The sequence below is a fragment of the Microcoleus sp. PH2017_34_RAT_O_A genome (genome assembly GCF_020737885.1).
Classification (GTDB): Bacteria; Cyanobacteriota; Cyanobacteriia; order Cyanobacteriales; family Microcoleaceae; genus Microcoleus.
The window spans coordinates 70507-93591 of sequence record NZ_JAEQDD010000060.1 but is presented as its reverse complement, the minus strand read 5'-3'; the positions used below and the strand labels follow the sequence as shown (position 1 = coordinate 93591).

Sequence of the window (23085 nt, the reverse complement as noted above, 5' to 3'; positions counted from 1 at the left end):
CGATCGGCGATTGAATCGGCGATTGAAATCGCTTCTACACATACAAAGTCCGCCTCCGCGGACTGAAGAATCAAGGGGATCTCAAAACCGAATTTGGTACAATATATCGCAGAGAAACTTGGTGGGCAAGTTGGGCCTATCCAAAGTCGGAAATTCAAAAAAATTTTAAATTCCCAACCGCTGATATACTAAATCTAAGTGCCTCAATTGATACTGCGGATCGAAACAATCATCAATTTCCTTGCTCGTCATCTTAGCAGTAACGCGATCGTCCTTAGCAATCAAATTATAGAAATTGCCTTCAGATTTGTTCCAAGCTTCGTGAGCGCAAGATTGCACAACTTTGTATGCTTCTTCACGGTTCATTCCTTTTTCTACCAAGGCTAGCATCACGCGCTGACTGAAGATAACTCCGCCGTAAAGATTCATGTTTCGCTTCATATTTTCGGGATAGACTAGCAGGTGTTTTACTAAGTCTGTGGTTTCCACTAACATGAAGTGAGTTACTGTAGAACTGTCGGGCAAAATCATCCGTTCTACGGAACTGTGAGAAATGTCTCTTTCGTGCCAAAGCGCCACATTTTCTAAGGCTGCGACGGCGTTGGCGCGGACAATTCTCGCCATCCCTGTGAGTCTTTCCGATCGAATCGGGTTGCGTTTGTGGGGCATGGCGGATGAGCCTTTTTGCCCTTTGGAGAAGAATTCTTCGACTTCGAGCACGTCGGTGCGTTGCAGGTTGCGAATTTCGACTGCAAAACGTTCGATCGATGCGGCTAACAATGCTAAGGTTTGGACGTATTCGGCGTGTCGATCGCGCGAAATGACTTGAGTCGATGCACAATCGGGTTCGAGTCCGAGGTTTTGACAGGCGATCGCTTCGATGCGCGGATCGATATTAGCATAGGTTCCGACTGCACCGGAGATTTTGCCAACTGCGATCGACGATCGCAAATTCACCAATCGGGCGCGGTTGCGAAGGACTTCAGCCAGCCATCCTGCTAGTTTAAAGCCAAAGGTGATGGGTTCGGCGTGAATTCCGTGCGATCGGCCAACCATCACAGTATTGCGGTGTTGTTGGGCCTGATAGCGAATAGCTTGGCTCAAATCTTCGACACGTTCTAACAAGATATTGACGCTGGCGACTAATTGCAGCGCCAAAGCAGTATCGAGCACATCGGAACTGGTTAAACCGAGGTGAATGTAGCGGCCGGCATCGCCTACATATTCGTTGACATTTGTCAAGAAAGCAATCATGTCATGGCGAACTTCCTCTTCAATTTCGAGGACTCGTTTGGGGTCAAAATTAGCCTTAGCTTTAATTTCTTCGACTGCGGCGGCGGGGATGTAGCCGAGTTCGGCTTGAGCTTCGCAGACAGCAATTTCTACTTGTAGCCAGCTTTTGAGTTTGGCGGTTTCAGTCCAGATGTTGCCCATTTCGGGCAGAGTGTAGCGGTCAATCACGGTGGTCGTTGGGGAATTCGGTCTCACCATTGTACATCTGTGTGGGGATGCAAGAGTCAGGAAGTCCAGAAACCGGGTTTTTTACGAAAATACTTTGTTGTAGCCCGCAGATTTGGTAAAAACCCGGTTTCTTAAATCAACTCGGTTTTTGTCGTTTGGGCGATCGGCTACAATATCCTAAACCTCATTAGCTGGCATTCTTCTCTATTCGCCTATAAAGGGTTCCAAATGAATAGCAATTATAGTCTCATTATCCAGTGGTCAAAAGAGGATCAACTTTTTGTTGTCAGCTTACCTGAGTTTACCGATGTCATGCAGCCTTGCACTCACGGACACACTTACGAAGAAGCGGCAAAACACGGACAAGAATTGTTAGAAACATTGATTGAACTCTATCAAGAAGATGGCAAACCTCTACCAGAACCTCAGACGTTGGGGAAACGATTACAGATAGCGTAAAACGAAATAATTGAGGAAAATTGGCCAAATCGAAGCAGAGGAGACAGAACCATGAAATATACAGTTGTTATCCAATGGTCGGAAGGCGATCGATGCTTTGTCGTATTTTTGCCTGAATTTGAGGATGTAATGCAGCCGGTAACTCACGGAGATTCTTATGAAGAAGCTATCTACAATGCACGAGAGGTACTGGAGTTACTAATTGAGAGTTGTCAAGCTGAAGGTAAACCATTGCCCGTAACTAAGAAGCTAGAACGATTATTTCAGGCTGTTTGAATATTTTGATTATTTCGGATATTGCGTTTACGCCGTGAAAAGTGTTATCGTCAAGAAAACAATCAAAATACATCTTGCTATGTTAAAGCAAAAAGCATCGCCAGAGTCTGTTTTGCCTCCAGAAAAAGAACAAGAATCTATAGCACAATTAGCACAGATACTCAGCCGAGAATCCGCACAGCCAAAATTAGTCACCAGTAACGGAGAAGAGATTCTCCTTCCCGAATCAGTCTGCAACATCCTGCATCAAGCTGTGCAGGCGATGGCATCTAATCGGGCTGTTTCGATCGTTCGTCACAATCGCGAATTAACAACACAACAAGCTGCTAATATCCTAAATGTATCGCGACCTTTTCTAGTCAAGTTGCTAGATGAAGAAGCAATTCCTTATATCAAAGTAGGTTCCGATCGGAGGATTCGATTTAAGGATTTAATCATTTATCAAGAACAGCGAGACAGAAAGCGCCGTAAACTATTAAACCAGCTAATCGAGATGACTGAGGAAGCTGGTTTATACGAGGAATAGGATTAATTCACTTTTTAATATGGCTAAAGTTGCTGTTCTACTTAATGCTTGTCTTTTGTTTTCCCTATATTTGCTTGATATTCTTCACAATCGCGAACTGACGACGCAGCAAGCTGCCGATATCCTGAATGTATCGCGACCATTTCTTGTCAAGTTGCTAGATGAAGGAGCAATTTCTTGTGTCAAAGTAGGTTCCCATCGGCGAATTCAATTGAAGGATTTAATCATTTATCAAGAACAGCGAAAAGTCAAGCGTCGCCAAGGACTTAAGGAATTAACTCAATTTCTTCAAGAGGAAGGATTTTACGAAGCACGAATACACGATATAGTTCAAGATTAAGAATGTTATGATTGCAAGCAGCATCAATAAACCCTAAAATTCCAGGTACAATCAAGAGCGAGCGATGAAAAAGCGTAAAATTTTAGAAAAGGTGCTATCTGGGTCAAAAAACATCAAGTTTAATGAAATGGTGACACTGATTGAAGCCTTTGGCTTTAGTCTGGCGAGAGTCAGTGGCAGCCATCACATATTCAATCATCCTGAAGTGCCAGAAATTGTTAACATTCAAAATAAGAAAGGCGAGGTGACACCCTATCAAGTCCGTCAATTCTTAGCGATAATCGAGGAATACGCTCTCACAATAGAGGATGATCAACCATGAAAGACTATCACATCAATATTTTTTACAGCAACGAAGATGAAGGCTATATTGCCGATATTCCCGACTTAAAATACTGTTCCGCTTTTGGGGAAACCCCAGAATTAGCTTTGCAGGAAGTACAGATTGCTAAAACAGCATGGCTGGAAGCTGCAACAACTGCGGGAAAACCCATTCCCGAACCAAAATACCGACCCGCAATATATCAACTTACTACTTGACAAACGATCGCACAAATCCCCCTTACTGCATCCGATCGCCCATCCGGTACTGGACTGCTTCTCCCAGATAATTCGCGATCGAACTTTCATACTCCGACAAAGCCGTAATTGTTCTAGTAACCTTCAAATTTTGCTATGAACCTGATGCGGACTAAAGTCCTGACTACGAACCTTGGGATTTTAAATCATAATTGAGGACATCAATTCATCGGTCATTTCAAAATTAGCGGTCACACTTTGCACGTCGTCCAAATCTTCCAAGGCGTCCATTAACTTAAGGAGCGATCGAGCTTTTTCAGGAGTGTCTATCTCCACTGTATTGCTCGGAATCCAGCGAGTCTCTGACTGTAAAACTGCAAAACCTGTTTGTTTCAAAACATCAGCCAGTTTTTCCAAATTAGGCACACTTGTAAAAACTTCTGCACCTTCAGTATCCTCATCAATTGATATCAAATCGTAGGATTCGGCTTCGGCTTCTAGGGATGCTTCAAACAATTGTTCCTCATCAATGGGGCCGCGTACTGTACAAACTCCTTTGTGGTCGAACATCCACCCCACACAACCAGTTTCGCCCAAGTTGCCACCATTTTTACTAAAAGCTTCTCGCAAGTCAGCCGCCGCGCGGTTGCGGTTGTCTGTCAGCGCTTCAATCAGAATCGCCACTCCGCCAACGCCGTAACCTTCGTAGCGAATGGCTTCTAATTCGGAACTACCTCCGGCTAAACCGGCACCTTTGGCGATCGCCCTTTCTATGTTTTCATTAGGAATACTCGCCGCCTTGGCTTTTTCAATAGCTGTCCGCAGTTGAAAATTGCCAGCGGGATCGGGAACTCCGCTGCGGGCGGCGACAATAATTTCGCGAGATATTCGGGCAAAAACCTTGCCTTTAACAGCATCAACTCTAGCTTTTTGGCGTTTAATATTCGCCCACTTACTGTGTCCTGCCATACCTATTTAAGATTTTTGATTTAAAATGTGCGATCGACATTAAATGATAGCACTCAGATTTTCACAGACGAGATTAACGCAGGGCGTGTACTGCACAATCCGTACACATACCATATAATGCAATTTTTTGCACGAATCTCAACTTTAATTAAAGCGGACAACGGTTTCAGTGTCCGTGAGGTGAGAAGTATCGCCATTAAGTGCGATCGACCATTCGCCCCCGTCCCGCACCACTTTCACCAAACAGCACAAAGAAGCATTAATTTCAGTTTCTGCATCGCCCACCAGCCCGATCGCACTTCCCAAAACCGACGCACCGTGACCTACTAATAACATATCCTCGGGAAACTCAGCAGCGAGGCGTTTAGCAGTTTCCCCCGCCCTTTTGAGACAAGCTTCCCCTGTTTCGGGATAATTAGCAATACCGCCTTTGTAGGAAGCATCTATCCTGGGAAAACGCCGACACAAATCCTCGACAGATTCAGTTTCCGGCATTTCTGTCATCCAGTCAGAATTCAGCCATTCGCAGATTCCCCACTCTAGTTTAATTGACAAATCGAGAGCTTCGGCAACGTGATTTGCTGTTTGGACAGTTCGCAGAAAAGGGGAAGCGAAAATGTGAGAAATTCCTTCACCTTTGAGGCGATTGGCGAGTTGTTTGGCTTGAATGTGACCGTCTTCGGAAAGATGGGGATCGTAGCGGTGTTCTGCGGTGAGAAACCAGTCGGGGTTTACGAAGTCGATGCGGTTTCCGTGGCGTGCGATCCAGACTGTTTGCGGCATGAGAATTTTATGTTTTGGTTTCTATATGTAATATAATCTAGACTTACGCACCACGCGATCGAAGAAACCGGGTTTTTTATTTAATCTGTGGACTACAGCGCAGCATTTTCGGGAAAAACCCGGTTTCTGGCCACCCATGCGTAAGTCCATTTATATCAAAATTAGGTAATTTTGATTTTTTGTCAAGCTATTGATATAAGTTTTTAACCGCTGATGCACGCAGATAGACGCAGATGGATGGTGATTTTGGCAAGAAATTATGGGTGCTATATGATTTTTTACCTTAAAGTGTTTCCCGCCATTTTTCCAAGGATAAATTTACCAAATAATCCAGAGGATTAGATTCTTTATTTTGCTGACTTATCTCAGTTACATAGTGTTTTAAATCCCAGGTCAGAACTTGCGAATCAGAAGCAGAATAACGAGAACCCACCGGCCAGTGGCGAAGATAAGAATACTCATCTATTTTGCTCAGGGATAAAGCATCATTCCTCTTTCGGTTATAAATTGCCATTCTCCCAACCCTGTTACAGTTATCGATCCAAGGGGAAAGAGGTAGCCATAACATGAGTGCTGGTCTAATATAACCTTCCCCAGCTCTTCTATCTACACAAATCTGAGCGCATAGTTTACTTTTACCTTTACCATAGCTAATGCTTTTAGAGCAAATTATTTCTTGTATACGGGTGTCAAATCTGAGAATCTTCTCCCGAATTCTCCAGATTACCTGCTGTTCATCATCAATAAACTTCTTGAGTAGATTCCGAAACTCTCTGGGTGGACTCCGTATATTATCCGTACTTTCTATTTCTTGATATGTAATCTCTAGTTGTGAAGTATGCCCAGTATCTACATCTTTCAAATGGAGATATAAATTATCCCCCTCAGGAACTATCGCAAATTCTAAAAACTGTAAAAGTAGATGATTGTACTTCCTATCAGTAAAACTATCCCTGTGAAAAATAGGCGCAATCGCGACTAAACGAACAGGGGGATCGTAGTTTACTTGGTTGGCAAAAGGTTTGCTCTCTAGCAAAGCATGATAATAACGAGTTAACTGCTGGACGATATATCGATCTTCACCATTTTTCAACTCCAGCACTGCTAAACTTTTATTGTCATCAACTGCGATGATGTCGCATCTTTGTTCGTTGATAGTGAATTGTCGCTTGATGACTGTCAAGCCTAGCAAACTCTCCAGATGAGCTTCGACAAAATCCTCTAAAGCCTCTTCGCTGACAAATTCCCACCCTGTCCCTGTTTTCCTTAAGGCTGCGCTGCTGAGCATTTTGACCTGGGTATATGAATATAGTAACTATTGTCTTTGAGTCCGCGGAGGCGGACATGGTTTGTATAGCCGCGAATTCCATTCGCCCGGTAAGTTACATTTGTCCCCTAACTCGCAGCATCTTATTTCCACCTTTTTGAAACTCATAGGGAGCCTCTTGAACTTCCACACGAAAATTTCTATTTTTCAATTCGGCAATAATCGGATTTAAATGCTCAGATTCCTCTCCGCTAAAACTTTGCAACAGCGGAAACACTCGCACTTCCTTAGCAACCCGACACATTTCCATAATTGCTTCTAGATGAAATTCTTCCGAAAGCAGGTGAGAATAAGCAAATAAGAAATGGCTGCACAAAGCTAAATCAAATTGACCGTTATCGAAGGGCAAAACAGGCAGCTCAGCAGTCAGGTAGCGGCCTTGCTCCAAGCCAGAGGGAAAATCTGCTAAAAATTCCTGCATTGCTTTCATCCGCACTTCGCCTAGCTGGTACGGTGATTCAAAACTGTTCCACAGGTAACCGTCTACATTGGCCTTAACAGCGTCAATCACAGTTTGATATGTTTCTTGGATGCGATCGCCAATTTCCACCGCCGTAAACTGATAAACCGGATCGCAAGAAATCACCTTGTTACCTTGGCGAGTCATTTCGGCATTGAAACTCGCCGGCCCGCCCGCACAATCTAGAATTGCTCGCTTGAGGTCACTTGATGTCAAGCTAAACATTCCTATGTATTCATCCAAGCAGCGTCCCCAGGGAATTACCTTCTCCAATTTTAGTGACACTTGTCTTTGTCCCGCAGATACAATTATTAATATTTTACATCAAAGAAGGATCGTTTTTTCTAGATCTTTTATTTCGGGGGGTTGATTTGCATCCCGACTTATGTATAAATAATTTTGAGAACATTTGGCTAGCTTTACGCTTTCTTTATAAAGAAGGTACTCGATTGCCGCACAAATTTTATGATTCCACCTCTGGATTTTCCAGGGCAGCGAGGCTACACTGGACAGAACGGAAAATAAACTAAAATTAACTAGCTTGCATTGCGATCGTTCAATGGCAGACTGCAACCAGGAAAGAAAGATGAAACATAACGTTCAAACCGCTACAAGTCTTAGTTTGTCAGCACTCCTGGTGCTGAGCAGTTCGCTGCCCAGTATAGCTCAGTTGCCTGCCATCAGAAATCCTGCACCCGCTAGGAACCAAAACAGGCCGAGAGTACCGCCACCACCGCCTCCGGGTTCGAGTTTCCCACGGATCGGCAATTCGGGTTCGCTGATACAAGAAGCGGCTTATACTTTAGGCCCGGGCGATCGCATTGCTTTAGATATCTTCGGCGTCCCTGAATTTAGCAAAGAATATCAAGTCTTAGTTGACGGAACCCTCAATCTACCAATCATTCGCAGCGTCTCAATTCAAGGGTTGACGCTGCAACAAGCCGCTACCGTCATTACCAAGCGATACGAACCCTTCATCAATGTTCCCGTTGTCACGGTGACTCTGATGGTTACTCGCCCCCTAAATATAGGTGTTGCCGGTGAAGTTACTCGCCCCGGTTCCTACAAAATTAATGCCAGCAGAGAAGGAACCGGAGGAGGCGTAAAATTTCCAACTTTGATGGAAATGCTGCAAGTTGCTAAAGGGGTGACATCCGCAGGAGATATGCGAAATGTCCAAATTCGCCGTCCCCGCAGAGGCGGAGCAGAACAACTTATTACTGTTAATTTGCAGGATTTTTTAGATACGGGAAATTTGAGCCAAGATGTCACGATCCGAGATGGAGATACAATTTTTGTACCGACAGCAAGTGCTCTCAATACCCAAGAAGTCCGTCAAAGAGCCAGTGCTAGTTTTTCCGCTGATATTACTAAACCAATTGGCGTGGTAATTGTCGGAGAAGTCAACAGGCCGGGGCCTTATACTGTATCTGCTTCGGATTTGCGATCGACTAACCAACAAACAGATCTGAGTTTTGTCTCTATTGAACAACAACAAGGAGGAGGAGCCGTTGTCGGACTACCAACAATCACTAGAGCGCTCAAAATTGCTGGCGGTATCACCACAGAAGCAGACATTCGTCGCGTCCAAATCCGCCGCCGTATCAGAGGTGGGACTGAACAAACTATCACGGTAAATCTGTGGGATTTGCTGCAAAAAGGTGATGCAACTCAAGATGTTTTACTGCAAGAAGGAGATAGCGTCATTATTCCGACGGCATCTACTGTAGACTTAGCTGAAGTTGCCCAACTCGGAAGTACAAGTTTCTCTCCAAATGCGATCAGCATCAATATTGTAGGGGAAGTGATCAGGCCCGGAGCTTTACAGGTTAAACCTAGTACATCCCTCCACCAAGCTTTGCTGACTGCGGGTAGTTTCAATCAATTGCGGGCTAAAAAAGATAAGGTGGAACTGCTGCGCTTGAACCCCAACGGTACTGTTACTCGCCGCACTATTAATGTCGATTTTGCTCAAGGGCTGAATCCTGACAATAACCCAACTCTCCGAAACAACGATGTGATTCTCGTAGCGCGATCGGGCTATACTAGGGTTGCAGACAATATTGCCACTTTCTTGCAGCCGATAACAGGAGTTGCAGGTGGAATCAGCAGCGTTAGCGGAATTTTTACTGGGTTTCAAACAACTATCAACGCTTTTCAGAACTTATTTTTGGGAGGAGATTTCGATCGGCGAAATCAACTCAGACAGCTTCGAGAACAACGAGAAGACAGACAAGAGCAACGTCAAGACAGACTGCTAGACAGAGAGTTACAGCGTGAAGAAAGACAGCGGCAAGCTGAAGACAGACAGCAGCAAGCTGAAGACAGACGCTTGCAACTCGAAGACAGACAGCGGCAGATAGAGCTTCAAGATCGGCAACTTCAAATTCAACAGCAGCAAAATCAGCAGCTACAGCAACTACAACCACAGCAAATTATGCCAACTACTACTCCTTGATATTTAGCGCTAGGGTGCGTCAGTTTAGTAATTGTCGATCGTGACAAAAATCTAATTCTGACACACCATTGATTCCGTGGTGCCTCACTTCTAAGATTGTGAGGAAAGTAGCAAAAATATCATTTTTATGACGCACCCTACTTCACTGAAATGACATAAATCAAGTCCGCATAAACGGACTTAAAATTAAGAGTTTAGCAGGATATTCTTATGTCAGATAAAGTGTGAGTTGTCAAGTTTAATTCAAAATATTTAACAAAACTTTTCTGTATATATCTAAACCTTTGGCATTGAGGTGAACGCCGTCTATCGTTAAATCTCCATTTAGAGCTTTTTCCTTAAATAAGGCTTGTATGCCACTAGATTCCACGGTCATATTTTCGTCGGTGGCAACTTGATTGATGAGAACATTAATTTCATCAACTCTGGCAATTGTTCCGGCAAATTTAGGATTGTAGCTGGCGGCAAGAGTTGAGTAAAAAGCAGGAATCAGAATAATCTGTTTGGTGCCGATCGATCGCATAATTGCGATCGCCTGTTTCAAATTGCTGACAAACTGCTCGTCGCTGATGCCGTACATAGCATCATTTGTGCCGATCGCCAAAATTGATTTTTTGCAAGTAAACCCCTGGGGCACTACAAGTTTAAGCTGTTCTAGCAGAGAAACAGAACTCATTCCGCCGATCGCAAAATTAAAGTTTTTTTCTCCCAAAGAATCGCCCAATGCCGAAGAAATAGAATCGCCCCACACGCAACCTTGATATTGCCGGTCTTTAATTTGCTGCACCTGATTGTACACCAAAACTTGCCACCACAGGGCAGAGCTCACTGTATCTCCCGCAGGTGGCGGGCCCGCTAACACCCGAAACGGGATGTAAGCGAACAACAAGAAAGCCAAGATGGCCCAGATCAATCTAAATTTAACTTTCATAAAACTTGCTACTCTTGCTGCTACTTCAGTTTATGCTATTGCTTTAACAAGCCGTCAGCATTTGTGCAAATTTCTATAAATTGTACTCTGTACATTTCCAAATACCCCTACATATATCAAACTGAGATGGTAAAATAATTTAGGACTAATATTATGTCTAAACCAGTTGACTGGACAGTTGGCATCCCCGCTAGCACCCTGATAGCCGTCGGAACCCAGGTCAGCGGGAGATTTCCTCTAGATGGAGCAAGTGCCCAAAACTTACTGTACCGCATGGATGGCAAGAACATTACCAGCTATATCGTCTACGATGACAGTGGACGGGCAATTAAGCGAGTAGACTTGACAGGAAGGGCTCATGCAAATGTGCCGACACCTCACGCCGTTGAATACAAACACAACCAAAACTCAGCAGGAGACATTTATGTGCAAGCTGAGAAAACAGTTAGGCCAGCTAGATTGGATGAAATACCCTAGAAATTATGTTCATCAAACAAATATCCTTGAATGCAGATAAACTAATCGATTTCCAGCAATGGAAAAAAGCCAACGGCGATGATTTTTCACTCTGGGATTATCTTTTTGGATCTGCTAATATTGAAATTGCCATAGCTTTCACAAAACTATTCTGGCCAGATTTTGTCGAACATGAAGGCGGCATCTTTTTGTCCGAAGCCTTTAACAGTCAAATCTACGAACAGTGGAAAATCGAGCTAGGGAATGATGTCGCTGCAATTGAGCAGGTGATGAACCACCAGCACGTTGATGACATTCTCCCCGGTGCCCAAAACGCTAGCAGTGACAATTTATTGTATTTGGGACAAGCATTAGCTCAGATGTGGGAAAGTCGCCTAAAATCGCTTTATCCTCAGCGCCGTTTTCAAGTTAAATGCGATCGGGACGAACACACGGTTGTAGTGACATTTTTTCAAGATAATTAATCAAGCCTTCGCCCCCAACAATTCAGGTTGCAAAACCTGATTTAATTTGCCGCTGCGAAACCCCTCCAAATCCAAAGTCGCGTACACAAAACCAAACTGCTGAAACACCGCCACCAATGCAGGCAAATCCGCATTTAATACAAACTCTCGAATCTCCTGGGCCGGCAATTCAATTCGCGCCGTATCTCCATCCGATCGCACGCGCAGATTTTTCAGCCCCAACTGCCGCAAATACCGTTCAGCGCGCCCCACTCTTTGCAACTTTGCAACGGTGATTTCTTCACCGTAAGGAAAGCGCGAACTCAAACAAGGTTGAGCCGGTTTATCCCACCAAGGCAAACCCAATTCTCTTGCTAACTGTCGCACTTCAAATTTAGTCATGCCGACTTCTGCTAAAGGCGATCGCGCGCCCCGTTCCTTTGCAGCCTGAATCCCCGGGCGGTAATCCTTTAAATCATCACCATTCACCCCATCCACCACATAAGGATAACCCTTGGCAAGTGCTAGCGGTTTCAAAGTATCGTGCAGTTCACTTTTGCAAAAATAGCAGCGATTAACCGGGTTAGAAGTATAATTAGGATTGGCCATTTCCTGAGTTTCGACTTCCTGGTGGGCGATGCCAATTTCTGCGGCTTGAATCCGGGCATCTTCCAAATCTTCTGTCAGTAGAGACGGAGAAACAGCCGTTACAGCCAAAGCGCGATCGCCCAACACGTCAAAAGCAATTTTTGCCACCAAAGTGCTGTCAATGCCACCAGAGTAGGCAATCAGCGCTCGTTCCATCAGCGCGAAAATGTCTTTTAATTCTTCGAGTTTTTTCACTAACATGATTTCAATTGGGATTACTGTAGAAGGCGATCGATATTAGATCCCCAACAACTTCTGCGAAGTCGGGGATCTAAATATTCTGTTTTTTTAGGTGGGTTTAGTTATTCTGGATCGATACCGAGGGCTGCCAATCGCGCCAAAAGTTCTTGATTGCGCTGTCTTTCCTGTTCCAACAGCGTTTGGGCGGACTCTTTATCTTGCTGTTCGCGATCGGCCCGCTGGCTTTCAGCTTCGGCGCGTTGGCTTTCAGCTTCTGCCCGCTGGCTTTCAGCTTCTGCCCGCTGGCTTTCGGCTTCTGCCCGCTGGCTTTCGGCTTCGGCCCGCTGACGTTCTACTTCTGCCCGTTCTTCCGGCCACAAAAGCAACTCTCCGTCTGCATTCCACCAGCGCAGCCAATTTCCTGTTCTACCTTCCCGAGTTCCCACCCAAACTCCCAAAAATAGATTTAATCCAGGTATCAAATAACGCCCATTTTCATCAGGATCTTGATTGTTGTAGCGATCGGATTCCAGCGCATAAACTTCTATTCTGCCTGTATGCGGCCGAAAAATGACATAGCGAGGAACTTTGATTACTTGTTCGTAAAAGAACCACTTGCCGATTTCTTCTGTGTGTTCGACGGAGTATTCATCGCCGTAAGTAGCTGAGAGAAATTCCATCACTACAAAAGGCACTGTTCCTTCGGTATGAGGCGTGTAACTGCGGCGGGGATAGCTGTGAGGCCAAGGTTGAACCGGTTGCACGTACATCCAGTCTGGGGCTTTGCAAATAGTGCGATCGTCCACAGCAGCACACAAAGCAAAATTAGAAACTATGAGTGCATCTTGGATTAGTTCCGGGGAATCCACTACAGACTGGCGCAAACCGTTAGAGATTAAAGGATGTTCTATATTTTCCACGGGGTCATCTGGTAGAATAAAATCATCGGGAAGCAGCGGCCAGGTAATTTTTAGCTGCGATATCGGTTTGTGAATTACAGCAGTCATAAGTCACCTCATTTTACCAATAAAAGTTTGACTTTTAGTCGAGATTGGCGATCGACAACCTTCTCTATATCTTAGCGTGCTAATTCCACAATCAAATTCGTTTGCAGCGAGGACTCTTCCAGCAAACAATTACCGCTGACAATGCGGAATCTATATTTTAAAATTCTCGACGCGAAAATATGGCGATCGCAATTGACAGCAGCAGCACCACATACAGCAAACCATAGCCCGCATCTGTAATCAAACCCGCCAAGTAAGGTACTTGTCCGTAAACAGCATCATTTCTCAAATTGAACCGGGCTAAATCAGGCAAAACTAGATAAAGTCCCATCATCAATTGTTCAATGCCAGGATTTTTAGTTAACTTGCCGAAAGCCACTAAATCCCGCGTCGAGTGTCCCATCAAATAAACGCTAAATGTCAGTAAAGTAGCCAGCAGCGAACTGCTAAAAACTCCAAATAAAATCCCCACACCGGCCATGAGGCACAGCTCAAACCACACGAACAGCGAAGCGATTAAAATGCTGCCCAAAGGGTAAGGAATGCGACTCAAACTCAGAATAACCAGATAGATAACAGTCATTGCTGCTACCAGAACGAATAGCACCGCCGACATCCCTAAGTGCTTGCCCACAATTAACTCAGCCCGGCTTATCGGCTTGGCAACTAACAGGTAAACAGTCCGCTTTTCAATTTCTTTGTTGACCAGTCCGGTAGCCACAAAGACTGTGACAATTATACCCAGGATGCTCATCGCAGCCAAACCAATATCTAAGATAATTTTATTTTCGGTTGTCGCTGCCAATTCCGGTATCAAGCGCACCGAGGCTCCCATCAACAGAGCAAAAATAATAATTAAGTAAAGGATGCGATCGCGAATTACTTCCCAATATACATTAGTCGCGACTGTCAAGATTCTTCTCAAATTCATCTAGTTATTAACCCGCAGTCAACTTTAGCCATATTTTAGTGCAAGGAAGAGGGAAGTTCGGCAACGGATTTTTTAACGGATGTAACGGATGGATGTTGAGGGTAGAAGTCAAGGGTGAAGAAAGAGGATTTTTCCCATCTCCCCCTCTTCCCATCCCGACGGGTGTAGGTTTTTTGGTAAAAGCCTTATCCCATAAGAGTTTGAGATTCCCGCCAAGCCAAAGCCCAAAACCTTTGCAATGTCTAGATTTGCTGGGTTTTGCCAGTGGAAAACCTACACCTCTACACCTCTCCCCCTCTCCCCCTCTCCCATCTCCCTTATCTCCCCCTCTCCTAACGGCCAGAGACAAGCTCAAACTTGACTGTCTCCCGAAGTTCCATCTTTTTTCAGTCCAGGTTTAGAGGGTTTGGTAGTGTCGCAGGTTACAGTCGCTCTATTGCCTACATCGATCACCTCGCAAGATTTGGTCAACGAATATATTTCGGGTCTAAACACCAGCCCCAGCCAAGTTGCCTGCATCTGTAACTGATAGCGGGACTCTCCTTGGACGATCGAAGTTTTGACCTCCCAGCTCGCATCTTCTGGGACTACCCGAATTGTTTTTAACGCTTGATTCTTCAGAAAAAATCGCTCGTTGTCAATATCTATTAACATTTGTTCTACCTGCGCCCACGGTTTTGTGCGAGCTTCATTTTGCAGGTATCGATCCATTGCATTGAGGATGACCACTCCTCGGGAGCGATTAATAGTTGGCTGTTGAAATGTCACCACATAATCGCTTTTCCTCAAATCCTGCGATAAAACGCTCGGATATTGTTCTATCCAACCTTGAATTAAAAAGTGAAATCCAAACCAACAGGAAATCAGCAGGTGAATGAGAGTAATCATCAAAAACTGAGGCCGCACTAACGATCTGATACCTTCCCGTTTTGACTCGCTATTCCAAATCTCTATTACACCCAAAATTATTACTGCTATAATTGGGCCGGATATCCATGCTATTTCCTTCCTATCTGACGGCAATCGGATCAGCAACCACAAGCCAATTAAGATGCTGGTCACCCACGGACTCAGACTTACTTTTTTAATCGTAAAAGGTTGCTGGCTGGTCAGCAAACCCATTGACAGTGTAAAAAATAACCAGCTCATATCAAACATCAGAGTTCTTGTCGGCCAGTCTGTGATTGCCGCCACCGTCAGCAAAGCTAAAAATATGCTGAGCAGTAAAGGCGTCTTCCAGTGGACAACTTTAGGCGGAATTATCGCCTTTTGAAATTTTTTATTGGTTTCCCAAAGGTTGTTAGTCAGCTTCGTGAGTTGCTGAGTCACATCCAAAAATTGCTTCATCATAGATTTCAATTGACGCTTTGCAAAAACAATACGGTTAAAATAACGAAATTGCTAACAGTGTGGGCGATTAAAACTGCCCCAAACTGGGTAGTTACTCGAAAAGTTTTTTTGGGAGGACGGCGGCTGAGAGTTGGCGGCCCCAAAAACTGAGGTTTGGAAGCTTTTTTGTTACCAGAAACCATGTTCTCTATGAATTCTAGTCCCTGCCATTTGGCGAGAAAAGTGATTGCCAATACCGAGAGGGCAATCGCAGTTATTGCAGAGTAAGTATTCTGACCTCCGCCTAATAAAATATAACCGATAAGTTCTTCTCGCCATTCTTTGGAAATAACGCTTTCAATGCCGAAGAAAACTAACCAACCCACGCAAGTGCAAGCGAGATTGAGGATGGCTGTATATTCAACGCTGGTTTTGGGGCCGAGTTTCAGTAGTTTTTGCAGAAACCACGATTCGATCGCGATCGCCAAAAACATCATTAAAATTTGCACCAAAACAGTCCGAAATGGGAAAACACTCGCAATCATAAGCATTCAGGTATATCAGCCCGTGTTAGATTTTAATTGTACATCAGAAGCGGAATAATCTAGAGCGCAGGTTTTAGCCCCTAATCCTCTTCGATCGCCCTTCTGAACATCAAGTGGTTTAGGTTCTATCCTATAATCTGTTGAGATCCGCCAACAGAATGGAAATATTAAACATTCAATGGGTGCGATCGGATACCCACCCCGAGACAGACTCAAATAACTGCGGATTATGGTAAGGAATGGCATTGGTATTCGGACAGCGTCATCTCGCTCAGAACGCATCGCGGGTCAGATTCACGTCTACGACGGCGCTGGTAAAGGCAAGTCTCAGGCAGCTTTGGGAGTAGTGTTGCGCTCGATCGGGCTGGGTATCAATTCTGACTCGCCCACGCGAGTTTTGTTGCTGCGCTTTCTCAAAGGCCCCGGCCGCTCCTACGACGAAGACGGGGCAATAGAAGCCCTGCAACGGGCATTTCCGCACTTGATCGACCAAGTGCGTACCGGCAGAGCCGAATATTTTGGGGCCGAAGCAATCACCCGCTTCGATCGCACAGAAGCCCAGCGAGGCTGGGATATCGCCAAAGGAGCGATCGCCAGCGAGCTTTATTCTGTAGTAGTTCTAGATGAACTAAACCCCGTATTGGACTTGGGTTTGCTGCCAGTGGACGAAGTAGTCCAAACCCTCAAAAACAAACCAGAATATTTAGAAGTAATCGCCACTGGCCGAGCGGCCCCCGAAGCTTTGCTGGATATTGCCGACTTGCACTCAGAAATGAAGCCCCACTATCACCCCGCAGCGGCCGAACACAATATTTCAGGTATCGAAATATACACAGGAGCGGGCAAAGGCAAATCTACGAGCGCATTGGGGAAAGCTTTGCAGGCAATAGGTAAGGGTATCAGCCAAGACCAATCTCACCGCGTCTTAATTGTACAATGGCTCAAAGGTGGTAGTGGCTATACAGAAGATGCGGCGATCGCAGCTTTGCGGCAAAGTTACCCCCAGTTAGTAGACCACCAGCGGTGTGGCCGAGATGCTATAGTTTGGCGGGGGCAACAGCAAGAGTTAGATTGCATCGAGGCAGAACGCGGCTGGGAAATCGCCAAAACGGCGATCGCCAGCGGCTGGTATAAAACGATCATTCTCGACGAACTCAATCCAACAGTAGACTTAGAACTGCTGCCGGTAGAGCCGATCGTCGAAGCCCTGCTGCGAAAGCCCCGCGATACAGAAATCATTATCACCGGGCGCTGCCACAAACCCCATGGTTACTTTGACTTGGCAAGCGTACACTCGGAGGTATACTGTCACAAACACTACGGCGATCGGGGCGTAGAACTAAAGCGGGGTGTAGACTTTTAGACCCCAGAGCGGTGCGGAGTTCAATCCGAGCCAGAATTATTTAAAGACGGCCCTGCCTGGGAAACCGGAAATTGCCACAAAGCGTTGTAACCAAGTAACCAATCTCTCACTTTTCTTTGTCTGGCGATCGCGCGATCGACCCTTGTTAATCTTTAATTTCCTTCCCCGGAGGCGATCCCCGAGCGCCAATCCAGAATGGAACATTAAGAATGTGAGCCGCGTCTTCTTGAGCGTGAGCACATGAGACATTGCACAAGGATTATTAAAGGGTGAAGACATTGAAAATAAAAGCTTACAAGCAAAAAGTCCGCGAGGGAGAAAGTCTAGACAGGGTTAACACCAGTAGGCTAGACTTGCGGCTGGCAAACAGGTTAAACTACAGCGGCATCCAAACATTCGGTGTTCTAGGCAGTGTCTGTAGTCGCACAAGCGATGACCAACAAGTAGAGGAGTGAAGCTGTATGACAACGTTAACTGACAATTCCGATCAAACTAATTTAAACACTCCGGGACTGGGCCCGGATACAATCTTTGCCGGAGCGGGGGGGGATTTAATTACAACTTCTACCCTCGGCGGCAGCTTAATATTTGGCGAACGCGATAACGATACTCTAATTTCCGTCGGCCCCAACGATAGCCTATACGGTGGCCCTGACGAAGATTCATTAGTAGGCCAGCGCGAGCGGGTTTTCCTGTCGGGCGATGGAGGCAGTGACACCGTAATTGCTCAAAGCCGGAATTCGACGCTGTTGGGCGGTGCGGGAGATGACTTGCTCCAAGGCACAGTCGATGGCAACCTGATGTTTGGTAATCAGGGCGCAGATACGATGCTCGGAGGCGCCCTCGGAAGAGACACCCTCTACGGTGGTAAGGACAATGACTCCCTCGGCTTCTTCATCGCAGGCGGCGGCAACAACCTCGGTCTTCGCATCGGCGGCAGTGCCGGTGGCAATCAAGGCAGCAACTTCCTGCGCGGAGACTTGGGCGACGACTTTGTTGTAGGTATCAATCAGAAAGATACTCTGATCGGCGGTAAAGGCAACGACACAATATACGGTGTGGCCAGCAACAGCTATCTTTCCGGCGACCTAGACAACGACACCTTAGTCATTCTCAACAGTACCCAGTCGAGTCCGTTTTCTTCGAGCGTCATCACGATCGGCATTGAGAAAACAACCTTGCTCGGCGGTGAGGGCAACGATTCTCTCCTAGGCGGTATCGGCGACTTTGGTACCGGCAAAAACTTGTTGGACGGCGGTGCTGGTAACGACACGATCACGGTTTTTGCTACTCAGGATACGGCATTGGGAGGCGCAGGCGATGACTTCATCAAGTCGTCTACGGTGTCTGCACTTTCCAGCGTAGGCGCGTCGAGTTCATTTCCAGGCTTCGCGGGTCGCAACTTGCTCAATGGCGAAGATGGTAACGACACGATCGTTGCAGCTTTTGCGAGTGATAGCATGATCGGTGGCGGTGGCAATGACAGCTTGAGCGGCATCTTTAATCAAGCCTTCGGTGGAGATGGCAACGATACGATCGATGCCACCACTTTTGCGATCGGTACTACTACTGCGCTGATTACTCTTGACGGCGGCCTGGGTGACGATCTGTTACTTGGCAACACCAGCACTAACCTTACTACCACCGGCACCGTCACAAACTTCATGAACGGTGGTGAAGGAAGTGACACGATCGTGTTTGGTAGCAGACGCGATCGATTGGTTGGCTCTTTTGCTGGTAACGACTTTATCTCCTACGCCACCAGTGTCAACTTTGCCGGTGCCACATCGACAAACCTCATTACCGATACCTTAGGTTCCAACTTCATCATTGGCGGCAACGGTACTGATGTCATCACTACCGGTGCTGGCGACGACATACTGTTCGGCGGCCCCGGCAGTCTTCCTACTGGATCGACATCTGACGGGGACGACACCTTAAATGCCGGCGGCGGAAACGACACGCTGTTGGGCGGCTTTGGGAACGACTATTTGCTCGCAGGAGACGGCAACGACTCTCTCGGTGGCGGGCCCGGTGCAGACACGCTGATTGGCGGCGCCGGCAATGACAGCTTCTACTACAACAACTTCGGCGAGGGCGTCACGATCAACGCCAACGGTAGCCTGGGTAGCAGCCCAGACCAAATCGGCGATTTTGAAGTCGGCCGTGACAAGTTGGTATTGAACTTCGACTCCTTCCTGTTACCACCATTTGACAATAGTCTGCCAAATCGACCTTCTTCCAGGGCGTTCTTACAGGTGGAAACCGGAACTTACAACAACGATCTGACTCCTGCAGGAGCAACTCCAGGACAAGCAGTCCTCGTTTACGAAGGTTCCACAGGTCGCTTGCTGTACGACCAAGACGGTGCTGGCGGCCAAGCACCAATTCAACTGGCACTGCTGAACGGCCGACCAGGCTTGACGGCGACTGATATTACCCTGATTTAATTTAGGTGGCAGCGGGTGGGAGTCGGTTTGGAAAAAGCCGTAGCGTAGCGGGGCGTAAGCCATCGCCCGCGCCAACTCTAAAAACTAATTGTGCTATGTTTCCAGCTAGGGATATGAATCCCTAGCTTTTTTATTGCATGGGGAATTGGGAATTGGGAATTGGGAATTGGGCATTGGGCGGAGCGAAGCGGAGGGATGGGGCATCGGGCTTTTATAACATTGGCATTAAAAGGAAGGGCAGATTCACCGATCGATTTTGCCACCAATCAATCATTCCTTAAACTAAGAGGGCCCAAGCCCAACAACATACCTCATATGGGAGCTCGAACCGCTATATTTTGTTTGCCAGTAAGTTAGGCATTACCCTAGAAAATGCTGAAATGCTCAAACAGGCTTTAAAAGAAGCTGCTATTAACGAAGATGTTGTTATTCAGAAAAACAATGAATACGGAACACATTACAACATGAAATTCTTGTTGAAAACCGAAGTAGGTGAATCTCTGATTCTAGCAGCTTGGATCGTCCGCTCAGGTGAAACTTTCCCCAGATTGACAAGTTGTTATCCCGTCAAAAAGTGAGGTAAAAACAATGAAAAAAATTAAAGACCTAGATATTGTTGCTTTAACTGAAGATTTAGAAGCAACCCATTTTGAAACAAAACAAATCATTAAATTATATAAAGGATAAGTGGGAACAGTCGTGATGGAATTTGATGGCAGTGCTTTTGAGGTAGAATTTTCTCATCAAGATGGCACAACTTATGCAATGGAAACAATCCTCGCTACAAAATTAATGCTTTTACATTATGATTTAGTAGAATCTGTAGGGGCAGTTAGCCGATAGATTTTGCCAGCAATGATTTTTCTAATCTACAAAAAGTATCTCTAAAAAAAATCCCGCAAACGATATGTTATTTGCGGGATTTAGTAGGCAGGAAACTTGTCGCAAGAAATACTTTATGCTCGGTCTACAATCTCTTTGGCTTTATCTTTGAGGTCTTCTTTCATGTGAATTGCTGATGCTTCGTCCTGCTTGGCTTGACCTTCTAATTTATCTTTTTGGTTGCCTGTAACTTCGCTCACAGCTTCTTGAATTTTGCCTTCAATATTCTTGGCAGTTGCTTCGACTCTATTTTCAATGGTCATAATTTTTTCTCCTAACCTTACAACTACTACTGTATAAATTAAAAGCTGAGTCTTAATCTATCTTGAGAAAGATTTAGATATCTATCTAAAGATTGGTTAAATCGGAACTTCGACAAGTTTATTGCGGGAGGAAAGACCGGATTTAATTGCGATCGCCGATTTGGGCACTTTAAACTTTTTCGCCAACAGCACGATTAACTCTGCTTATTGGCTTTTCCATCCACGGGCGGGGATTTGAGGTGTACTGTCAGGCTGCCGTCTGGTTGCTCTTGGATGCTTTGCTGTTTGGAATTAGTTTTAACTTTGACTGCAAAATTTTTCATGTGACTAACAACTCAATAACTAATAACCAATAACCAATAACCAATAACCAATAACCAATAACCAATAACTAATAACTAATAACTAATAACTAATAACTAATAACTAATGACTATCTGAATGTTCGATTTTTGTTCCCAAAACTTTGAGAAATTCAGCCAGCCAGTTAGGATGTGCAGGCCATGCGGGGGCTGTGACTAAATTGCCATCGACTACGGCTTCGGTAACGGGAACTTCGGTATATTTGCCACCAGCCCGGAGGATGTCGGGGCTGCAAGCTGGGTATGCGGTACAGCGTTTGCCTTCGAGCACGCCGGCGGCGGTGAGGACTTGCAATCCGTGACAAATAGATGCGATCGGCTTTTTGCTGTTGGCAAAGTAGCGGGTAATTTGCAGCACTTGTTCGTTGAGGCGGATGTATTCTGGCGATCGTCCTCCAGGGATAATCAAAGCGTCGTAGTCTGCGGCGTTAATTTCGTCAAAAGTTGCGTTTAAAGTAAAGTTGTGACCGGGTTTTTCGCTGTAGGTTTGATCGCCTTCAAAGTCATGAATTGCGGTGCGAATTGTTTGACCTGCGGCTTTGTCGGGGCAGACTGCATGGACGGTGTGACCTACCATTTGCAATGCTTGGAATGGAACCATTACTTCGTAGTCTTCTACAAAGTCGCCGACTAGCATTAAGATTTTTTTTGCAGCCATGTTTGTAACTCCTGTTATTTTGATTTGCTTAAATAGCAATAGACTTTAGATAAGGCTGATCCCCCCTAGCCCCCCTGAAAAAGGGGGGAACAAGAAGGTGCTGCGAAGTCCCCCTTTTTAAGGGGGATTTAGGGGGATCTCCGAGGAATAAACAGTTTTAACCCAAGCGTATTTGCTTAAATAGGATTAAAAAAAATGCAGGGCAGTTAAAAAGCCTGCCCCGCCAGCTATTCTGGAATTTAGAAACCGTTGCGGCCCCAAATTACCATTGAAATTGAGAAGGAGAACAAAACTAGCACCGAAACCCAACCGAGTGACAAAATATCCATAGCTATTTATTGAACAAACTGTACAAAGTGACTCCAAAGCTTATCATAAGTCAATTTGAGCTATTTTTGAAATGAGGGCGCTGTGAAGGACTCGTCAAATTTTAGTCCCGCTGAGCGGGTAGAATCTTTGAAAGCAGGGAGTGTTGCTGCTTTTTCTTGTTTGCTGGCTTTTGGGTCGATCGCCCTTGTTAACAGCTTAATCTTAGCCCAGAGGTGGGATGCTCTGGCGGGTTTGCAGGTCAGGGAAATTGACCTAAATTTTGGATTGAGAGGATTGATGGCACTTGTGGGCGGTTTTTTGTTCGGCGTGACTTACCGCTATGCGATTCGCTGCGATACTAACCGGCAGCTTAAATCTGGCGTGGTGTTGGCTTTTGGGTTGGTGCGGGCTTTTGGACAGTTGGATGCTGGATTGTCTTTTGAGGCGGGGAAAATGCCGGGTTTGCAGGAGTTATTACCGTTTGCGGTGGTTGGGGTCGAGAGTGTGGTATTGTTTGCGATCGCAGGTTTGGTGTTGGATTGGGCGATCGTCTTTGAGGGCTTCGCTAACGGGCGATCGTTGATTAAACCTTTTGATTCTTGAGTGCGATCGGATTTTACTCAAATCAGGCAGAATTTTTTTGAACAGGCAAGATGCCTGTTCCACAAGCAGTAAATTATCTTGTGGGGTGGGCTTCTAGCCCGCCCAGAATTTTTTTGAACAGGCAAG

28 protein-coding genes and 1 pseudogene are annotated in these 23085 nt (G+C 45.6%); 14 read left to right on the top strand and 15 right to left on the bottom strand.

Going from position 1 to position 23085, the window contains the following annotated elements:
* Positions 1-165: 165 nt before the first annotated feature.
* Positions 166-1461: an adenylosuccinate lyase gene (gene purB, locus JGK11_RS20350; RefSeq protein WP_293212625.1), complete on the bottom strand. Its 1296-nt coding sequence runs from the start codon at positions 1459-1461 to the stop codon at positions 166-168.
* 228 nt (positions 1462-1689) lie between these two features.
* Between purB and JGK11_RS20345 the strand changes: the two genes are divergently transcribed.
* The 6 genes from JGK11_RS20345 (at position 1690) to JGK11_RS20320 (ending at position 3602) form a co-directional block, all read left to right on the top strand.
* Positions 1690-1920 (top strand): type II toxin-antitoxin system HicB family antitoxin, encoded by a 231-nt coding sequence (locus tag JGK11_RS20345; RefSeq protein ID WP_293179597.1) that lies wholly within the window; start codon positions 1690-1692, stop codon positions 1918-1920.
* A 51-nt stretch (positions 1921-1971) separates the two neighbouring features.
* A complete protein-coding gene (locus tag JGK11_RS20340; protein ID WP_293179600.1) occupies positions 1972-2196 on the top strand; it encodes a type II toxin-antitoxin system HicB family antitoxin in 225 nt (74 codons plus the stop codon).
* A gap of 79 nt (positions 2197-2275) precedes the next feature.
* On the top strand, positions 2276-2722 hold the full coding sequence (locus JGK11_RS20335) for a helix-turn-helix domain-containing protein (RefSeq protein ID WP_293212611.1): 447 nt from the start codon (positions 2276-2278) through the stop codon (positions 2720-2722).
* 19 nt (positions 2723-2741) lie between these two features.
* Positions 2742-3062 carry a helix-turn-helix domain-containing protein gene (locus JGK11_RS20330; RefSeq protein WP_293206638.1) on the top strand — a complete coding sequence of 107 codons (321 nt, stop codon included), beginning with the start codon at positions 2742-2744 and terminating at the stop codon, positions 3060-3062.
* A gap of 64 nt (positions 3063-3126) precedes the next feature.
* The gene (locus JGK11_RS20325) at positions 3127-3384 is read left to right on the top strand and encodes a type II toxin-antitoxin system HicA family toxin (RefSeq protein ID WP_293179609.1); all 258 of its coding nucleotides are present in this window, start codon (positions 3127-3129) and stop codon (positions 3382-3384) included.
* Positions 3381-3602: a type II toxin-antitoxin system HicB family antitoxin gene (locus JGK11_RS20320; protein ID WP_293179612.1), complete on the top strand. Its 222-nt coding sequence runs from the start codon at positions 3381-3383 to the stop codon at positions 3600-3602. The genes JGK11_RS20325 and JGK11_RS20320 overlap by 4 nt, the downstream gene beginning before the upstream one ends.
* 180 nt (positions 3603-3782) lie before the next feature.
* Here JGK11_RS20320 and JGK11_RS20315 read toward each other — a convergent pair whose 3' ends face one another.
* The 4 genes from JGK11_RS20315 to JGK11_RS20300 all read right to left on the bottom strand — a co-directional run bounded on the left by JGK11_RS20315 (position 3783) and on the right by JGK11_RS20300 (position 7405).
* The gene (locus tag JGK11_RS20315; protein WP_293193172.1) at positions 3783-4550 is read right to left on the bottom strand and encodes a YebC/PmpR family DNA-binding transcriptional regulator; all 768 of its coding nucleotides are present in this window, start codon (positions 4548-4550) and stop codon (positions 3783-3785) included.
* Between the two features lie 144 nt (positions 4551-4694).
* The gene (locus JGK11_RS20310) at positions 4695-5333 is read right to left on the bottom strand and encodes a histidine phosphatase family protein (protein WP_293193173.1); all 639 of its coding nucleotides are present in this window, start codon (positions 5331-5333) and stop codon (positions 4695-4697) included.
* A 283-nt stretch (positions 5334-5616) separates the two neighbouring features.
* Positions 5617-6621 carry an endonuclease NucS domain-containing protein gene (locus tag JGK11_RS20305; RefSeq protein ID WP_293193174.1) on the bottom strand — a complete coding sequence of 335 codons (1005 nt, stop codon included), beginning with the start codon at positions 6619-6621 and terminating at the stop codon, positions 5617-5619.
* Positions 6622-6715: 94 nt separating this feature from the next.
* Complete coding sequence (locus tag JGK11_RS20300; RefSeq protein WP_293193175.1) at positions 6716-7405, bottom strand: class I SAM-dependent methyltransferase; 690 nt, start codon at positions 7403-7405, stop codon at positions 6716-6718.
* A 301-nt stretch (positions 7406-7706) separates the two neighbouring features.
* On the opposite strand from JGK11_RS20300, the gene JGK11_RS20295 reads away from it, so the two are divergent.
* Entirely contained in the window at positions 7707-9578 is a 1872-nt protein-coding gene (locus tag JGK11_RS20295; protein ID WP_293179630.1) for a polysaccharide biosynthesis/export family protein, read from the top strand.
* Positions 9579-9816: 238 nt separating this feature from the next.
* Here the strand turns inward: JGK11_RS20295 and JGK11_RS20290 are convergent, their stop codons facing one another.
* Positions 9817-10509 (bottom strand): GDSL-type esterase/lipase family protein, encoded by a 693-nt coding sequence (locus JGK11_RS20290; protein ID WP_293206628.1) that lies wholly within the window; start codon positions 10507-10509, stop codon positions 9817-9819.
* A gap of 153 nt (positions 10510-10662) precedes the next feature.
* Between JGK11_RS20290 and JGK11_RS20285 the strand changes: the two genes are divergently transcribed.
* The gene (locus tag JGK11_RS20285) at positions 10663-10986 is read left to right on the top strand and encodes a polymorphic toxin type 24 domain-containing protein (protein WP_293179636.1); all 324 of its coding nucleotides are present in this window, start codon (positions 10663-10665) and stop codon (positions 10984-10986) included.
* A gap of 5 nt (positions 10987-10991) precedes the next feature.
* Entirely contained in the window at positions 10992-11450 is a 459-nt protein-coding gene (locus JGK11_RS20280) for a hypothetical protein (protein WP_293179639.1), read from the top strand.
* Here JGK11_RS20280 and larE read toward each other — a convergent pair whose 3' ends face one another.
* The 5 genes from larE to fraC all read right to left on the bottom strand — a co-directional run bounded on the left by larE (position 11451) and on the right by fraC (position 16069).
* Complete coding sequence (gene larE, locus JGK11_RS20275) at positions 11451-12278, bottom strand: ATP-dependent sacrificial sulfur transferase LarE (protein WP_293179642.1); 828 nt, start codon at positions 12276-12278, stop codon at positions 11451-11453.
* 101 nt (positions 12279-12379) lie between these two features.
* Entirely contained in the window at positions 12380-13264 is an 885-nt protein-coding gene (locus JGK11_RS20270; protein ID WP_293179645.1) for a Uma2 family endonuclease, read from the bottom strand.
* Between the two features lie 157 nt (positions 13265-13421).
* Positions 13422-14195 (bottom strand): ABC transporter permease, encoded by a 774-nt coding sequence (locus tag JGK11_RS20265; protein WP_293179648.1) that lies wholly within the window; start codon positions 14193-14195, stop codon positions 13422-13424.
* Positions 14196-14546: 351 nt separating this feature from the next.
* Positions 14547-15545 (bottom strand): DUF5357 family protein, encoded by a 999-nt coding sequence (locus JGK11_RS20260; protein WP_293179651.1) that lies wholly within the window; start codon positions 15543-15545, stop codon positions 14547-14549.
* A 5-nt stretch (positions 15546-15550) separates the two neighbouring features.
* Positions 15551-16069 carry a filament integrity protein FraC gene (gene fraC, locus JGK11_RS20255; protein WP_293147226.1) on the bottom strand — a complete coding sequence of 173 codons (519 nt, stop codon included), beginning with the start codon at positions 16067-16069 and terminating at the stop codon, positions 15551-15553.
* A 229-nt stretch (positions 16070-16298) separates the two neighbouring features.
* On the opposite strand from fraC, the gene JGK11_RS20250 reads away from it, so the two are divergent.
* The 4 genes from JGK11_RS20250 (at position 16299) to JGK11_RS20235 (ending at position 20725) form a co-directional block, all read left to right on the top strand.
* Positions 16299-17432, top strand: a complete 1134-nt coding sequence (locus JGK11_RS20250) for a cob(I)yrinic acid a,c-diamide adenosyltransferase (protein ID WP_293179654.1) — start codon at positions 16299-16301, stop codon at positions 17430-17432.
* 461 nt (positions 17433-17893) lie between these two features.
* Positions 17894-19882, top strand: a complete 1989-nt coding sequence (locus JGK11_RS20245) for a calcium-binding protein (protein WP_293179657.1) — start codon at positions 17894-17896, stop codon at positions 19880-19882.
* Positions 19883-20220: 338 nt separating this feature from the next.
* On the top strand, positions 20221-20460 hold the full coding sequence (locus JGK11_RS20240) for a DUF6883 domain-containing protein (RefSeq protein WP_293212609.1): 240 nt from the start codon (positions 20221-20223) through the stop codon (positions 20458-20460).
* Between the two features lie 109 nt (positions 20461-20569).
* Positions 20570-20725 (top strand): DUF4926 domain-containing protein, encoded by a 156-nt coding sequence (locus JGK11_RS20235; protein WP_293212607.1) that lies wholly within the window; start codon positions 20570-20572, stop codon positions 20723-20725.
* A 113-nt stretch (positions 20726-20838) separates the two neighbouring features.
* Here JGK11_RS20235 and JGK11_RS20230 read toward each other — a convergent pair whose 3' ends face one another.
* From JGK11_RS20230 to petN, 4 genes and pseudogenes are all read right to left on the bottom strand, one after another.
* A complete protein-coding gene (locus JGK11_RS20230) occupies positions 20839-21027 on the bottom strand; it encodes a CsbD family protein (protein ID WP_293179667.1) in 189 nt (62 codons plus the stop codon).
* A 96-nt stretch (positions 21028-21123) separates the two neighbouring features.
* Positions 21124-21350: pseudogene (locus tag JGK11_RS20225) on the bottom strand (DUF167 domain-containing protein).
* A 103-nt stretch (positions 21351-21453) separates the two neighbouring features.
* Positions 21454-22047, bottom strand: coding sequence for a DJ-1/PfpI family protein (locus JGK11_RS20220; RefSeq protein ID WP_293147241.1), 594 nt, complete (start codon positions 22045-22047; stop codon positions 21454-21456).
* Positions 22048-22286: 239 nt separating this feature from the next.
* On the bottom strand, positions 22287-22376 hold the full coding sequence (gene petN, locus JGK11_RS20215) for a cytochrome b6-f complex subunit PetN (RefSeq protein ID WP_071883976.1): 90 nt from the start codon (positions 22374-22376) through the stop codon (positions 22287-22289).
* Positions 22377-22458: 82 nt separating this feature from the next.
* Between petN and JGK11_RS20210 the strand changes: the two genes are divergently transcribed.
* Positions 22459-22959: a hypothetical protein gene (locus JGK11_RS20210; RefSeq protein WP_293212605.1), complete on the top strand. Its 501-nt coding sequence runs from the start codon at positions 22459-22461 to the stop codon at positions 22957-22959.
* The last annotated feature ends 126 nt before the right edge of the window (positions 22960-23085 follow it).

Coding starts and splice junctions, on each gene's coding strand:
- JGK11_RS20345 (WP_293179597.1), top strand. CDS start 1,690: ATGAATAGCAATTATAGTCTCATTATCCAGTGGTCAAAAGAGGATCAA.
- JGK11_RS20340 (WP_293179600.1), top strand. CDS start 1,972: ATGAAATATACAGTTGTTATCCAATGGTCGGAAGGCGATCGATGCTTT.
- JGK11_RS20335 (WP_293212611.1), top strand. CDS start 2,276: ATGTTAAAGCAAAAAGCATCGCCAGAGTCTGTTTTGCCTCCAGAAAAA.
- JGK11_RS20330 (WP_293206638.1), top strand. CDS start 2,742: ATGGCTAAAGTTGCTGTTCTACTTAATGCTTGTCTTTTGTTTTCCCTA.
- JGK11_RS20325 (WP_293179609.1), top strand. CDS start 3,127: ATGAAAAAGCGTAAAATTTTAGAAAAGGTGCTATCTGGGTCAAAAAAC.
- JGK11_RS20320 (WP_293179612.1), top strand. CDS start 3,381: ATGAAAGACTATCACATCAATATTTTTTACAGCAACGAAGATGAAGGC.
- JGK11_RS20315 (WP_293193172.1), bottom strand. CDS start 4,550: ATGGCAGGACACAGTAAGTGGGCGAATATTAAACGCCAAAAAGCTAGA.
- JGK11_RS20310 (WP_293193173.1), bottom strand. CDS start 5,333: ATGCCGCAAACAGTCTGGATCGCACGCCACGGAAACCGCATCGACTTC.
- JGK11_RS20305 (WP_293193174.1), bottom strand. CDS start 6,621: ATGCTCAGCAGCGCAGCCTTAAGGAAAACAGGGACAGGGTGGGAATTT.
- JGK11_RS20295 (WP_293179630.1), top strand. CDS start 7,707: ATGAAACATAACGTTCAAACCGCTACAAGTCTTAGTTTGTCAGCACTC.
- JGK11_RS20290 (WP_293206628.1), bottom strand. CDS start 10,509: ATGAAAGTTAAATTTAGATTGATCTGGGCCATCTTGGCTTTCTTGTTG.
- JGK11_RS20285 (WP_293179636.1), top strand. CDS start 10,663: ATGTCTAAACCAGTTGACTGGACAGTTGGCATCCCCGCTAGCACCCTG.
- JGK11_RS20280 (WP_293179639.1), top strand. CDS start 10,992: ATGTTCATCAAACAAATATCCTTGAATGCAGATAAACTAATCGATTTC.
- larE (WP_293179642.1), bottom strand. CDS start 12,278: ATGTTAGTGAAAAAACTCGAAGAATTAAAAGACATTTTCGCGCTGATG.
- JGK11_RS20270 (WP_293179645.1), bottom strand. CDS start 13,264: ATGACTGCTGTAATTCACAAACCGATATCGCAGCTAAAAATTACCTGG.
- JGK11_RS20265 (WP_293179648.1), bottom strand. CDS start 14,195: ATGAATTTGAGAAGAATCTTGACAGTCGCGACTAATGTATATTGGGAA.
- JGK11_RS20260 (WP_293179651.1), bottom strand. CDS start 15,545: ATGATGAAGCAATTTTTGGATGTGACTCAGCAACTCACGAAGCTGACT.
- fraC (WP_293147226.1), bottom strand. CDS start 16,069: ATGATTGCGAGTGTTTTCCCATTTCGGACTGTTTTGGTGCAAATTTTA.
- JGK11_RS20250 (WP_293179654.1), top strand. CDS start 16,299: ATGGTAAGGAATGGCATTGGTATTCGGACAGCGTCATCTCGCTCAGAA.
- JGK11_RS20245 (WP_293179657.1), top strand. CDS start 17,894: ATGACAACGTTAACTGACAATTCCGATCAAACTAATTTAAACACTCCG.
- JGK11_RS20230 (WP_293179667.1), bottom strand. CDS start 21,027: ATGACCATTGAAAATAGAGTCGAAGCAACTGCCAAGAATATTGAAGGC.
- JGK11_RS20220 (WP_293147241.1), bottom strand. CDS start 22,047: ATGGCTGCAAAAAAAATCTTAATGCTAGTCGGCGACTTTGTAGAAGAC.
- petN (WP_071883976.1), bottom strand. CDS start 22,376: ATGGATATTTTGTCACTCGGTTGGGTTTCGGTGCTAGTTTTGTTCTCC.